The organism is Curtobacterium sp. AC268, assembly GCF_979258745.1.
The window spans coordinates 1,062,565-1,075,302 of the sequence record NZ_OZ409878.1 but is presented as its reverse complement, the minus strand read 5'-3'; the positions used below and the strand labels follow the sequence as shown (position 1 = coordinate 1,075,302).

The window sequence follows — 12,738 nt, the reverse complement described above, 5'->3', positions numbered from 1 at the left end:
GGGTCAGAGTTCGTAGTCGACGACCACGGGGGCGTGGTCGGACCATCGCTGGTCGTACGCCGCGGCGCGGTCGACCGTGTACTCCGTGACCTTGGCGGCCAGGTCGGGCGTCGCCATCTGGTAGTCGATGCGCCAGCCGGTGTCGTTGTCGAACGCCTGACCGCGCCACGACCACCACGTGAACGGACCGTCGACGTCGCCGGCCTGGGCGCGGCCCACGTCGACCCATCCGAGCCCGGGGCCTGTGGAGCCGTCGGCACCCTCGACCGGTTCGCCGTCGGCGCCGAAGAACCGCGAGAAGTAGGCGCGCTCACGCGGCAGGAAGCCGGCTCGCTTGACGTTGCCCTTCCAGTTCTTGATGTCGCGCTCGTCGTGCCCGACGTTCAGGTCCCCGACGACGACGGCGAGCGGGTTGTGTTCGCGGAGCGCCGGCAGCCGCTCGGTCATCGCGTCGAGGAACTTCCACTTCTCGTCCTGCTTGGGGGTGTCGACCTCGCCCGAGTGCACGTACGTGGAGACCACCGTGACGGTCGTCCCGCCGATCTCGTAGTCGGCCTCGAGCCAGCGGCCGGCGGAGTCGAAGTCGTCGGCGCCCAGTGCGACGCGGTGGATCTGCGCGGAGTGCCGCGAGGCGATCGCCACCCCGGCCCGGCCCTTCGCGGTCGCCGGGTCGTGCACGACGTCCCACTCGTCACCGAGCAGACCGGCGAGGTCGTCGCTCGACGCGCGGACCTCCTGCAGGGCCAGCACGTCGACGTCGCGGGTGGCGAGCCAGTCGCCCATGCCCTTGCGGAAGGCGGCGCGGACGCCGTTCACGTTGACGGATGCGAGGCGCAGGCGTGTCATGCAGAACACCTTATCGGCGGGTGCCGACAGCCCTCGGTCGTACGATCTGCCCATGACCGTCGTGATGACCGTCGGCGAGCTGCTCGCCGCGTTCCGACCCGTGGCAGCGCAGATGCTCCGTCCGGACGAGTTCCGCTCCGCCCGCTTCTGGGTGAGCCCGCACGGGGACTGGGAACTCGACCACGAGGAGGACGAATTCATCGACAGCTCGATGAGCGTCGTCTGGGAGATCGGGGGCGAGACCCAGGGTACGAGGAGCCTCGTCGAGGACGTCGACGACCTGCCCGGACTCCTCCACGACCTCGCCGACGACCTGCAGGACTTCATCGCCGAGAGCTCCTTCGCCTGGGGCGAGCTGCGCGCGATCCCGCCCACCGCGCCGTAGCGGCGACCGGACGACGAACGGGAGGCCCGTGGCTGCGCAGCCACGGGCCTCCCGTCCGTGTGGTGGTCGCGTGCAGGACGCGACCTGCGCGATCAGGCCGCGTCGTGGTCCGTCTTCAGGAACTCGACGAGGCTGTCCGCCGTGGTCTCGGCGTCGTCGCCCGAGACGGTGAGGGTGACCTCGTCGCCGTTCTCGATGCCGAGCCCGAGCAGGGCGAGGATGCTGCCGGCGTTCCCGGACTTGTCGCCCTTGGCGATCGTGACCTGGTGCCCCGACGCCGTCACGGTCTGGACGAAGAGGGATGCGGGGCGAGCGTGCAGGCCGGATGCGCTGGCGACGGTCACGGTGCGGGTGGCTTCGGACATCGATGTACTCCTGTCGATGGGTGGTTGGCTCATGCTAGCGAGCGCTGGGTGGGCGGGAACGGGGCGCGGTCAGGGTCGGCCGGGCCAGAAGACCTCGGTGCCGGCGGCCTCGACCTCGCGGACCAGGTCGAGGTTGACGGCGGGGTCGGTGATGATCGTGTCGATCGCGGCGAGCGGGGCGACGCGACCGAACTCCTCGCGGCCGAACTTGGTGTGGTCGGCGAGCAGGATGCTCCGTCGTGCGGACTTGATCATCGCGCTCTTCACGGCGGCCTCGGCCATGTTGTGGGTCGTCAGGCCGCGCTCCGGCGTGATGCCGTTGATGCTGATGAAGGCGACGTCGACGCTGACCATGCCGATGAGCTGGTGCGTCCAGGTGCCGACGCCGGCCAGGGAGTCGCTGCGGATGTTGCCGCCGAGCAGGTGCAGGTCGATGCCCGGGCGGTTCGCGACGGCGGTGGCGACCGGCAGCGAGTGCGTGACGACGGTCAGCCCGCGGTCGGTCGGCAGCAGCTCGGCCAGGCAGATGGTCGAGGTGCCGGCGTCGATCATGATCGAGCCGTTCTCGGGCAGTTCCGCGAGGGCGGCCTCGGCGATGACCATCTTCTCGGTCTGGTTGATGCCGCCACGGTCGCCGACGCCGGGGTGCAGGGTGATCCGCTCGACGGGGATCGCACCGCCGTGCGCACGACGGACGAGGCCGCGGCGCTCGAGGCTCGTCAGGTCGCGGCGGATGGTCTCGGGCGTGACGGCGAGCAACTCGGCCAGGTCCTTGACGTCCACCCGGCCCTGCGCGCGCGCCTGCTCGACGATGCGCTGGTGGCGTTCTGGAGCGTACATCGGACCTCGTCGTCTCGGGTCGGAACGGAACGGACATGCTCGGGCACGACATCCGCGATGTCGCCCCCTGCACTCGATCCGCCAGACGCAAACGGGCATCTGTTTCTGTATTTTTATCCCCGGATGTGTTTGTTTGTCAACGCGAAGCGGGGTAGTGTGCTGCTCAGCCGCACGGGCGTGGTCCGTTCCCGTGTCGTGTGCACCGAACGATCCACCCCACCGCAAGCGCGTGTGAGATGAAGGAGTCTCGAATGTCCGAACTGCTCGGCACCGGCGTCGGCCGTGGCGTTGCCCACGGCCCCGTGCTCCGGATGGCTGACCCGCTCGGCGAACCGTCGAAGGATGCCCTGGTGGGCTCGGCCGACGACGCGAAGCAGGCCGTGCACGACGCGCTGGCCGCCGTGGCGGACGACCTCAACAAGCGCGGGCAGCTGGCCGGTGGCGACGCGCAGGCCGTGCTCGAGGCCCAGGCGCTCATGGCGCAGGACCCGACGCTCCTCGACGACGTGCACACCCGCATCGACGGCGGCACCAACGCCGAGCGCGCCGTGTACGAGGCGTTCGCCCAGTTCCGCGACCTGCTCGTCGGCATGGGCGGCTACATGGGGGAGCGCGCGGCCGACCTCGACGACGTCGCCCAGCGCATCATCGCCAAGCTCCGCGGCGTGCACGCCCCCGGTGTCCCCGAGTCGGACACCCCCTTCGTCCTCGTCGCCCGCGACCTCGCCCCGGCGGACACCGCGCTGCTCGACCTCGAGAAGGTCCTGGCGCTCGTCACCCGTGACGGCGGCCCGACCTCGCACACCGCGATCCTCGCCCGCGCCAAGGGCATCACCGCCATCGTCGGCGTGACCGGTGCCGACGACCTGGCCGACGGCGTCCACGTCGTCGTCGACGCCGTGGCCGGCACCGTCTCGACCGACCCGTCCGACGCGCTCGTGGCCGAGGTCGACCAGCGCATCGCCGACCGCCTCGCCGCCGCAGCGGCACCGCTCACCGCCGGTGCCCTCGCCGACGGCCACGTCGTGCCCCTGCTCGCGAACCTCGGCAGTCCCGCCGACGCCGCCGGCGCCGTTGCTCTCGGTGCGGAGGGCGTGGGGCTCTTCCGCACCGAGTTCCTCTTCCTCGACTCGCCCAAGGCCCCCACGGTCGACGAGCAGACCGAGTCGTACCGCCAGCTCCTCGCGGCGTTCCCCGGCAAGAAGGTCGTCGTGCGCGCGCTCGACGCCGGCGCCGACAAGCCCCTGCCGTTCCTCACGGACAAGGACGAGGAGAACCCGGCCCTCGGGCGCCGCGGTCTCCGTGCCCTGCGGAACCACCCCGAGGTCCTGCGTGACCAGCTGACCGCGCTCGCGCAGGCCGACGCCGCGACCGAGGCCGACCTGTGGGTCATGGCCCCGATGGTCGCCGACGCCGAGGAGACCGAGTACTTCGTCACCCTGGCCCGCGAACTCGGCATCCGCACCGCGGGGGTCATGGCCGAGGTGCCGTCGCTCGCGCTGATGGCCGAGCAGGTCTTCCAGAACGCGGACTTCGTGTCGATCGGCACGAACGACCTGACCCAGTACACGATGGCCGCCGACCGCATGCTCGGTACCGTCGCGTCCTACCAGGACCCGTGGCACCCCGCCGTCCTGCGCCTCGTCGCGCAGCTCGGCACCGCGGGCGCCACCGCCGGCAAGGCCGTCGGGATCTGCGGTGAGGCAGCAGCCGACCCGCTGCTCGCCGTCGTCCTGGTCGGTCTCGGCGCCACCACTCTGTCGATGACCCCCGCGGCTCTGGCCGACGTGCGCGCCGAACTCGGTCGTTACACGCTCGAACAGGCCCGCGAGATGGCGACGGCGGCACTCGCCGCGAGCACGGCGGCGGCCGCGAAGTCCGCTGCCGCGTCCGCGGTGCACGCCGCCTGAGCCACCACCCCCAGCACCACCCCTCCCATCACCACGCAGCAGCTCCACCACACAGAAAGTCACCGCACATGACAACGTCGTCCGTTGCAGCGCCCGACGCACCCGCGAAGTCGCGGGGCGGCGCACGCGTCGCCGTTCAGAAGTTCGGCACGTTCCTCTCCGGCATGGTCATGCCCAACATCGCGATCTTCATCGCGTGGGGCATCATCACGGCCTTCTTCATCCCGGATGGCTGGACGCCGGTCGCGGCGCTCGGCGGTTCCCGCGACGGGAGCGTCGTCGGCGTCGTCGGCCCGATCCTGACGTACCTCATCCCGCTCGCGATCGCGATCCAGGGTGGCCGCATGGTCTACGAGACCCGCGGTGCCGTCGTCGGTTCGATCTTCGCGATGGGTGTCATCCTCGGCTCCGGCACGACGATGATCCTCGGCGCGATGATCTGTGGCCCCCTCGGTGCCTACCTGGTCAAGCAGATGGACCGTCTGTGGGACGGCAAGATCAAGCCGGGCTTCGAGATGCTGGTCAACAACTACTCCGCGGGCATCCTCGGGTTCGGGTTGTTCCTGGCCGGGTTCTTCTGGCTGTCGAAGGTCTTCACCGGTATCGCCGACGCGCTCGGTGTCGCGGTGGAGTTCCTCATCACGCACTCCCTCCTGCCCCTGGCCAGTGTCTTCATCGAGCCGGCCAAGGTGTTCTTCCTGAACAACGCCATCAACCACGGTGTGCTCGACCAGCTCGGCGTCGACCAGGTCAAGGAGTCGGGCAAGTCGATCCTCTTCCTGCTCGAGGCGAACCCCGGTCCGGGCCTCGGCATCCTGCTCGCCTTCTCCTTCTTCGGCATGGGCATCGCCCGTTCGACCGCTCCCGGCGCGATCATCATCCAGTTCTTCGGTGGCATCCACGAGATCTACTTCCCGTACGTGCTGCAGAAGCCGGTCCTGTTCATCGCCGTCATCCTCGGTGGTGGCACCGGCGTGCTGACGAACGTCATCTTCAACTCGGGCCTGACCGCTCCGGCGTCTCCGGGCTCGATCATCGCGGTGCTCGGCAACACGCCCCGTGACAGCTTCGTCGGCGTCATCCTGTCGGTCGTGTTCTCGGCGGCGGTGACGTTCGCGGTCGCCGCGTTCTTCCTCCTCGCCACCCGCAAGCGCGACCGCGCCGCAGGCAACGACGGAGACATGAGCGCCGCCATGGCGAAGCTCCAGGCCAACAAGGGCCGCGACGTCAACGCGGCGACCGCCGGCCTGCTCGGCAACAACTCCCCGGCCAACGAGGAAGAGGCCGAGGCCTCCCTCGGCGGCGTCGGCTCGGCGAGCACGGCGACGGCGACGAAGGTCCAGAACCTGGTCTTCGCCTGCGACGCCGGCATGGGCTCGAGCGCGATGGGCGCCAGCGTCCTGCGCAACAAGATCAAGAAGGCGGGCATCGAAGGGGTCACGGTCTCCAACAAGGCGATTGCGAACCTGTCCGGTGACGAGGACCTGATCATCACGCAGGAAGAACTGACGGACCGCGCGAAGCAGAAGAACCCGAACGCGCAGCACGTGTCGGTCGGCAACTTCATGAACGCTCCGCAGTACGACCAGGTCGTCGAGCAGCTGAAGAACCAGTAACGCCACAACCAGTAACGAAGTGCAGTATCGGAGGGGACGGGGCTGACCCGTCCCCTCCATCTCGTCCTCAACACAAGGAGAACCCCCGATGCCCGTCCTGCAGGAGAGCCAGATCCGCATCCACACCGAGGACACCGCGCCGACCAAGTCGGAAGCGATGAAGGAGGCGGCCGAGATCCTCGAGGCTGCGGGCGCGGTCACGGCCGACTACTACCCGGCCATGCTCGAGCGTGAGAAGAGCGTGTCCACCTACATGGGCAACTTCCTCGCCATCCCGCACGGCACCAACGACGCGAAGGACGCGATCAAGTCGTCCGCCCTGTCGTTCATCCGCTACGCCAGCCCGATCGACTGGGACGGCAACCCCGTGCGCTTCGTCGTCGGCATCGCCGGTGTGAACAACGAGCACCTCGACATCCTGTCGAAGATCGCGATCGTGTTCTCCGACGAGGACGAGGTCCAGAAGCTCACCGACGCCGCCGACACCGCTGCGATCCTGTCTATCCTCGGCGAGGTCAACGAGTGAGCACCAGCACCGCCGTCCACTTCGGCGCCGGCAACATCGGCCGCGGCTTCGTCGGGCTCCTGCTCCACGAGGCCGGGTACGAGGTCGTCTTCGCCGACGTCGCCGCCCCGCTCATCGACGCCCTGGCCGCAGCCGACTCGTACACCGTGCACGAGGTCGGGGCCGGTGCCCAGGACCACGAGGTCACGAACTTCCGCGCACTGAACAGCGCGCAGGACGAGGACGGCGTGGTCGCCGAGGTCGCGACCGCAGCGATCGTCACGTGCGCCGTCGGCCCGAACGTCCTGAGGTTCATCGCCCCGGTCATCGCGCGCGCGCTCGTCGCCCGTGACGCGGACGCCGCACCGATCGCCGTCATGGCGTGCGAGAACGCGCTGAACGCCACGGACCGGCTGCGCGAGTTCATCGTCGCCGCCCTGCCCGAGGACGGCCGCGACGCCGCCCTGGCCAAGGCCGTCTTCGCGAACACCGCCGTCGACCGCATCGTGCCCGCGCAGCCCGAGGGTGGCGGACTCGACGTGACCGTCGAGACCTACTTCGAGTGGGCCATCGACCGCACGCCGTTCGGTGGGAACGAGCCGGAGATCCCCGGCGCGCACTACGTCGACGGCCTCGCCGCGTCGATCGAGCGCAAGCTCTTCACGGTGAACACCGGGCACGCCACCGTCGCGTACCACGGCTTCGTCGCCGGGGCCGACAAGATCTCGGACGCCATCGCGATCCCCGCCGTGCGCTCCGAGCTCGAGTCCGTGCTCGCCGAGACGAGCGACCTGCTCATCCGCCGGCACGAGCTCGACCCCGAGGTGCACCGCGCGTACGTGCAGGCGATCATCGGCCGGTTCGAGAACCCGCACCTGCCCGACACGGTGACCCGCGTCGGCCGCCAGCCGCTCCGCAAGCTGTCGCGTGACGAGCGGTTCGTCTCGCCCGCCGCCGCGCTGGCCGAGGACGGCACCGAGCCCACCGCGCTCCTCGACGCGATGGCCGCGGCGCTCCGCTTCGACGTCGCGGACGACGAGCAGAGCGTCGAGCTGCAGGCACTGCTGGCGTCGGACGCGTCCGACGCGGACGTGGCCACGCAGATCACCGGTCTCGCTGCGGAACACCCGCTGCACGCCGCGTTCACCGAGCGGATCCGGTCCGCGCGCGCCTGACGACGTCTGTGCCCACGGACAGGAGGCCCGTCACCAGCTGGTGACGGGCCTCCCGTCCGTTCCGGGGTCGCGACGCGTACCGTCGCCCGCATGACGAAGCACTGGGTGGCCCCACGGTTCGGCGGCAGCGAAGTCCTGGAGTCCGTCGACACCGAGGTGCCGGCGCCCGGCCCCGGCGAGGTCACGATCGCCGTCCGCGCCGCCGGCATGAACCCGGCCGACACCAAGCACACCCGCCAGGGCGACCCCGCGGACCTGCCGATCGCCGTCGGGTACGAGGTCGCCGGCGTCCTGTCCGCCGTCGGCCCCGACACGCAGATCGCGTCCGGCGGGGGAGCGGTCGGTGACGAGGTCCTCGCGTTCCGCATCAGCGGTGGCTGGGCCGAGTCGGTCACGGTGCCCGCGGCCGACGTCTTCGCGAAACCCGCGTCGCTCGGCTTCCCGGAGGCCGCGAACCTGCTCCTCGCCGGCTCGACCGCCGCCGACATGCTCCGCGTCACCCGCGCCGAGGGGCGCGACACCGTCCTGGTGCACGGCGCCTCGGGCGCGGTCGGCGTCAGCCTGCTCCAGCAGCTGCGGCTGCTCGGCGCCCGCGTCATCGGCACCGCGTCGGAACGTGGTGCGGACGTCGTGCGACGCTTCGGTGGCGAATGGGTCGCGTACGGCGACGGCCTGGAGGCGCGTGTCCGTGACCTCGCACCGTCCGGGATCGACGTGGCACTGGACTGCGTCGGCACCGACGAGGCCGTCGACGTCTCGCTCGCGTTGGTCGCGGACCGGTCACGGATCGTGACGATCGCCGCGCAGGCGCGGGCCGCATCGGACGGCATCGCCGCGGTGGGCGGCGCACAGCCGGCCAGCAAGGCGTTCCGTGACTCGGTGCGGCAGCGGCTCATCGACCTCGCCGGCGCCGGACAGCTCGAGGTCCCGGTGGCGCGGACCTTCCCGCTGGCTGAGGCGAAGGCGGCGGCGGAACTGCTCGAGTCCGGGCACCCCGGTGGCAAGCTCGCGCTCCTGCCCTGACCGCACGGTCGGGTCAGGTGCACGGCCGGGAGAGGAGTCGTCCGCACGGATGACGCTCGCCGGCTCGGGGGAGTGCCACACTCTGTGTGGACCGACAGCCACAGCCGGAAGGAACCCACCGATGAGCGACCAGTACCCGACCCGGGACCCGTACGCCCAGTCCGCGCAGCCCGGTCCGGGCCGGCCCAGCGGCGGCAGGTCCGAGCCGCCGCTCTGGGCACCCTGGTACGGCATCCCGTTCCCCCAGGCCTTCGTGCGCTTCTGGAAGAAGTACGTGCGGTTCGACGGCCGGGCCAGCCAGTCGGAGTACTGGTTCTGGGCGCTCTGGTACCTCATCGGTTCGGCGGCAGCGGGCATCATCGGCAACGGGTTCAACGTGCTGCCGTTCGTCGACGACGGTTCGGACGGTCTCGGCAGCCTCTGGAGCCTGGCCTGCGCGCTCGGCTTCATCGCGTTGACCGTGCGACGGCTGCACGACGTGAACCTCAGCGGCCTGCTCGCGCTGGTGTTCGTCATCCCGCCGATCGGCATCCTGTTCTCGCTGATCGTCGGCCTGATGTCGTCGAACCCGCAGGGGCAGCAGTACGACCGTCCGCTGCAGGGCTGACGCGCGGTACCGTTTCTGACGGCCCCTCAGGAGTTCTGGTTCACTTGACCGTGAACATCGGCCAACACTCGAGGGGGACCACGTGAGCGACCAGTACCCGCAGGATCCGAACAACCAGCCGAACGCCCAGTTCGGCAGCGCAGCGCAGTACGGCGGAACACCGCAGTACGGCCAGCAGCCGCCGACCGGACCGAACGGCGAACCGCCGCTCTGGGCACCGTGGTACGGGATCTCGTTCGGCAAGGCCGTCGGCCGCTTCTTCAAGAAGTACGCGACGTTCAGCGGTCGTGCCAGCCGGAGTGAGTTCTGGTGGTGGTACCTCGCCAACGCGATCGTCGGCATCGTCCTCAGCATCCTGTACGGCATCGGCTTCGCGACGTCCGAGCGCTCGACCGTGTCGATGTCGTCCTCGACGTCGGCCAGCGTCCAGTCCACCGTCACCGAGCCGTCCGCGCTGTTCGTCATCTCGGGCATCCTGTTCCTGCTCTGGGGCCTCGCGATCATCGTCCCGACGCTCGCCCTCGGCTGGCGCCGCCTGCACGACGCGAACCTGACGGGCGCGCTGTGGATCATCGCGATCTTCGTCGGCATCGTCGGCATCGTCTTCGGCCTGCTGCCCTCGAACCCGCAGGGTGCGCGCTTCGACCGTCCGCAGGGCGCCCGATGACCGAGAGCACGCAGCAGTGGGCGCCCCCGCAGCAGCCCGGTCGGCAGACCGACGCCGCGGGGACGCCGCCGCGATGGGCCCCGTGGTACGGGATCTCGTTCCCGAAGGCAGTTGCGCGCTTCTTCGCGAAGTACGCCACGTTCAGCGGCCGTGCGAGCCGGAGCGAGTTCTGGTGGTGGTTCCTGGCGAACACGATCGTCACCGGGGCACTCGTGGCCATCGGCACCGTCATCCGCCTCACCACGCTCAACAGCCGGACCGTCGACTACTACGGCAACGAGATCACCGTCGTCGACCCGGTCCCGCCGGTCTTCTGGGTCGTGCTCGTCCTGCTGGCGCTCTGGGGCCTCGCGACCCTGGTGCCGTCGCTCGCCCTCGGCTGGCGACGCCTGCACGATGCGAACCTCTCCGGGGCACTCTGGATCATCGCGCTGTTCATCGGCGTCGCCGGCATCGTCTTCGGCCTGCTGCCGTCGAACCCGCAGGGCGCACGGTACGACCGGCCGGAGACGAACCGATGAGCAACGGCGGGACGCCCCAGTGGGGCCAGCCGGACGGCGACCAGTCGCAGGGGCAGCCGGGCCACGGGCAGCAGCCTGGGTACGGGCAGCAGCCGCAGTACGGGCAGCAGCCGCAGTACGGGCAGCAGCCGCAGTACGGGCAGCAGCCGCAGTACGGGCAGCAGCCGGGCTCCGGACAGCAGCCGCAGTACGGGCAGCAGCCGGGCTCCGGACAGCAGCCGTACCAGCAGCCGTACGCCGACCCGTACCCGCAGTTCGCGCAGCCGATCCCGCTCGGTCCGGACGGCGTCCCGCCGCTCTGGGCGCCCTGGTACGGCATCGGGTTCCTCGATGCGTTCACCCGGTTCTTCAAGAAGTACGCCCGGTTCGACGGCCGCGCCAGCCGGAGTGAGTTCTGGTACGCGGTGCTCGCCAACGCCATCGTGACCGTCGTGCTGTTCGGCGGGTTCTACGCCGTCCTCTTCGCGACGGTCGGGGCGAGCGGTGCCGTCGACGAGTACGGCAACCCCACGGGGAGCAGTGCGCCGTCGCCGTTCGCCTTCTTGCTGCTCGGGCTCTACTTCCTGTGGTCGCTCGGGACCCTCGTGCCGAGCATCGCCCTGGGATGGCGTCGCGTGCACGATGCGAACCTGGCCGGTCCGTTCTGGCTCATCGCGCTCTTCGTCAGCGCCGCCGCGATCGTGTTCGGCTGCCTGCCGTCGAACCCGGCCGGTGCGCAGTACGACCGCCCCGACCTGCGGTAGTTCCACGGACCAGAACAGCCCGCCCCACGCGTCGAGCGTGGGGCGGGCTGTTCGTGTGTCGGAGGGGTCAGACCACCCGGAGACGGACGAGCGCACCGTCGACGACCAGGTCACGCACGGTGGCCGACGGGTCGGCGATCTGGAAGCGCAGGGCCCCGCCCGGCTGCTCGAACCACGGCTGGACGAAGCGGACGTTCACCAGGAACGGCCGGTCGACGACGTACCGGTGGGTCTCCGGCGACGAGGTCACGTGCGGGGGCAGCGACCGGCTGGGCAGCGGGGTGTCGAGCGGGTGCAGCAGGTAGCCGTCCGGGCCACCGATGCGGTCGACGGGGACACCGGCCGGGATCTGGATGGCCAGCCCCTGCTCGCCGGCCTGCGCGACCTGCTGCGCGAGCTGCGGGTAGGTCGACGCCGCGCGGTCGCGGAGCCCCTCGAGCTCGTGGCGGGGGATGTCGCGCGGCTCCGGGAACGGACGGTTCAGGAACCGGCGCAGCATCTCGACCGCGTCGTCCTCGCCCGTGGCCTGCGCGAGACGACGAGCCGTGCCGTAGTCGACGACCTCGAGCGCGTAGCCGGAGGCGTCGGTCTGGACGATGCGGAGCGCCCCCTCGACCGGCGGTTCGTGCAGGGTCTCGCCGGGGAGCTGCACGTACCGGGTCGTGTAGCCGAGCTGGTCGAGGATGGGGCGGGTGTCCGCGAACGTCATGGTCGGGAGCCTATCGGTCGGCGTGGTGCTGGGCCTTGGACGGAGCCGGGACTACGCCCGGCCGCGCATGATCGCTTGCTTGACCTCGGAGATCGCCTTCGTCACCTGGATGCCACGGGGGCACGCGTCGGTGCAGTTGAAGGTCGTGCGGCAGCGCCAGACGCCTTCCTTGTCGTTGAGGATGTCGAGGCGGACGTTCGCGGCGTCGTCGCGGGAGTCGAAGATGAACCGGTGTGCGTTCACGATCGCGGCGGGGCCGAAGTACTGCCCGTCGGTCCAGAACACCGGGCAGGACGACGTGCACGCGGCGCAGAGGATGCACTTCGTGGTGTCGTCGAAGCGGGCACGGTCGGCGACGGACTGCACGCGCTCCTTGCCGGGCGTCGGGGCCGACGAGGACTGCAGGAACGGCTGCACCTCGCGGTAGCTCTGGAAGAAGGGCTCCATGTCGACGACGAGGTCCTTCTCGAGCGGCAGGCCCTTGATCGCCTCGACGTAGATCGGCTTCGAGACGTCGAGGTCCTTGATGAGGGTCTTGCACGCCAGGCGGTTGCGGCCGTTGATGCGCATGGCGTCGGACCCGCAGACGCCGTGTGCGCACGAGCGGCGGAAGGTCAGGGACCCGTCCTGCTCCCACTTGATCTTGTGCAGGGCGTCGAGGATGCGGTCGGTCGGCAGCATCATGACGTCGAAGTCCTGCCAGCGCGGCTCGTCGTCGACGTCGGGATCGAAGCGACGGACGATGACCGTGACGGAGAAGGATCCGGGAGGAGCGTCCTGCACGGTGTCGGTGCGGGGTGCGTCGGAGACCAGGGTGTCGGTCATC

At 70.2% G+C, this 12,738-nt stretch carries 15 protein-coding genes; 10 read left to right on the top strand and 5 right to left on the bottom strand.

The features are described 5' to 3' along the window. Window positions 1–3: 3 nt before the first annotated feature. Complete coding sequence (locus ACZZ9K_RS04985) at window positions 4–846, bottom strand: exodeoxyribonuclease III (RefSeq protein ID WP_138803790.1); 843 nt, start codon at window positions 844–846, stop codon at window positions 4–6. A 52-nt stretch (window positions 847–898) separates the two neighbouring features. Between ACZZ9K_RS04985 and ACZZ9K_RS04980 the strand changes: the two genes are divergently transcribed. Beyond that, entirely contained in the window at window positions 899–1,231 is a 333-nt protein-coding gene (locus tag ACZZ9K_RS04980; protein ID WP_463443464.1) for a hypothetical protein, read from the top strand. 92 nt (window positions 1,232–1,323) lie between these two features. Here ACZZ9K_RS04980 and ACZZ9K_RS04975 read toward each other — a convergent pair whose 3' ends face one another. After that, window positions 1,324–1,596: an HPr family phosphocarrier protein gene (locus ACZZ9K_RS04975; protein ID WP_022905912.1), complete on the bottom strand. Its 273-nt coding sequence runs from the start codon at window positions 1,594–1,596 to the stop codon at window positions 1,324–1,326. A gap of 69 nt (window positions 1,597–1,665) precedes the next feature. Then, the gene (locus tag ACZZ9K_RS04970; RefSeq protein ID WP_027466423.1) at window positions 1,666–2,436 is read right to left on the bottom strand and encodes a DeoR/GlpR family DNA-binding transcription regulator; all 771 of its coding nucleotides are present in this window, start codon (window positions 2,434–2,436) and stop codon (window positions 1,666–1,668) included. 251 nt (window positions 2,437–2,687) lie between these two features. Here ACZZ9K_RS04970 and ptsP point away from each other — a divergent pair, with 251 nt between their 5' ends. The 9 genes from ptsP to ACZZ9K_RS04925 all read left to right on the top strand — a co-directional run bounded on the left by ptsP (window position 2,688) and on the right by ACZZ9K_RS04925 (window position 11,203). Further along, a complete protein-coding gene (gene ptsP, locus ACZZ9K_RS04965) occupies window positions 2,688–4,346 on the top strand; it encodes a phosphoenolpyruvate--protein phosphotransferase (protein ID WP_463443463.1) in 1,659 nt (552 codons plus the stop codon). A gap of 68 nt (window positions 4,347–4,414) precedes the next feature. Then, entirely contained in the window at window positions 4,415–5,962 is a 1,548-nt protein-coding gene (locus ACZZ9K_RS04960) for a PTS mannitol transporter subunit IICB (protein ID WP_027466425.1), read from the top strand. 88 nt (window positions 5,963–6,050) lie between these two features. Beyond that, window positions 6,051–6,488 carry a PTS sugar transporter subunit IIA gene (locus tag ACZZ9K_RS04955; protein ID WP_071244331.1) on the top strand — a complete coding sequence of 146 codons (438 nt, stop codon included), beginning with the start codon at window positions 6,051–6,053 and terminating at the stop codon, window positions 6,486–6,488. After that, window positions 6,485–7,642: a mannitol-1-phosphate 5-dehydrogenase gene (locus ACZZ9K_RS04950; protein WP_463443462.1), complete on the top strand. Its 1,158-nt coding sequence runs from the start codon at window positions 6,485–6,487 to the stop codon at window positions 7,640–7,642. Before ACZZ9K_RS04955 ends, ACZZ9K_RS04950 begins: the two co-directional genes overlap by 4 nt. A gap of 90 nt (window positions 7,643–7,732) precedes the next feature. Further along, window positions 7,733–8,665 carry an NADP-dependent oxidoreductase gene (locus ACZZ9K_RS04945; RefSeq protein WP_138803786.1) on the top strand — a complete coding sequence of 311 codons (933 nt, stop codon included), beginning with the start codon at window positions 7,733–7,735 and terminating at the stop codon, window positions 8,663–8,665. A 121-nt stretch (window positions 8,666–8,786) separates the two neighbouring features. Next, window positions 8,787–9,272 carry a DUF805 domain-containing protein gene (locus ACZZ9K_RS04940; protein ID WP_463443461.1) on the top strand — a complete coding sequence of 162 codons (486 nt, stop codon included), beginning with the start codon at window positions 8,787–8,789 and terminating at the stop codon, window positions 9,270–9,272. An 82-nt stretch (window positions 9,273–9,354) separates the two neighbouring features. Beyond that, window positions 9,355–9,939 carry a DUF805 domain-containing protein gene (locus tag ACZZ9K_RS04935; protein WP_138803784.1) on the top strand — a complete coding sequence of 195 codons (585 nt, stop codon included), beginning with the start codon at window positions 9,355–9,357 and terminating at the stop codon, window positions 9,937–9,939. Continuing rightward, on the top strand, window positions 9,936–10,460 hold the full coding sequence (locus tag ACZZ9K_RS04930; protein ID WP_463443460.1) for a DUF805 domain-containing protein: 525 nt from the start codon (window positions 9,936–9,938) through the stop codon (window positions 10,458–10,460). Before ACZZ9K_RS04935 ends, ACZZ9K_RS04930 begins: the two co-directional genes overlap by 4 nt. Beyond that, window positions 10,457–11,203 carry a DUF805 domain-containing protein gene (locus tag ACZZ9K_RS04925; RefSeq protein ID WP_463443459.1) on the top strand — a complete coding sequence of 249 codons (747 nt, stop codon included), beginning with the start codon at window positions 10,457–10,459 and terminating at the stop codon, window positions 11,201–11,203. The genes ACZZ9K_RS04930 and ACZZ9K_RS04925 overlap by 4 nt, the downstream gene beginning before the upstream one ends. 67 nt (window positions 11,204–11,270) lie before the next feature. On the opposite strand, the gene ACZZ9K_RS04920 is transcribed toward ACZZ9K_RS04925, so the two are convergent. Together ACZZ9K_RS04920 and ACZZ9K_RS04915 are read right to left on the bottom strand one after the other, a co-directional pair. Next, entirely contained in the window at window positions 11,271–11,912 is a 642-nt protein-coding gene (locus tag ACZZ9K_RS04920) for a TNT domain-containing protein (protein WP_463443458.1), read from the bottom strand. A gap of 51 nt (window positions 11,913–11,963) precedes the next feature. Continuing rightward, window positions 11,964–12,737 (bottom strand): succinate dehydrogenase iron-sulfur subunit, encoded by a 774-nt coding sequence (locus ACZZ9K_RS04915; RefSeq protein ID WP_071244286.1) that lies wholly within the window; start codon window positions 12,735–12,737, stop codon window positions 11,964–11,966. Window position 12,738: the final 1 nt, after the last annotated feature.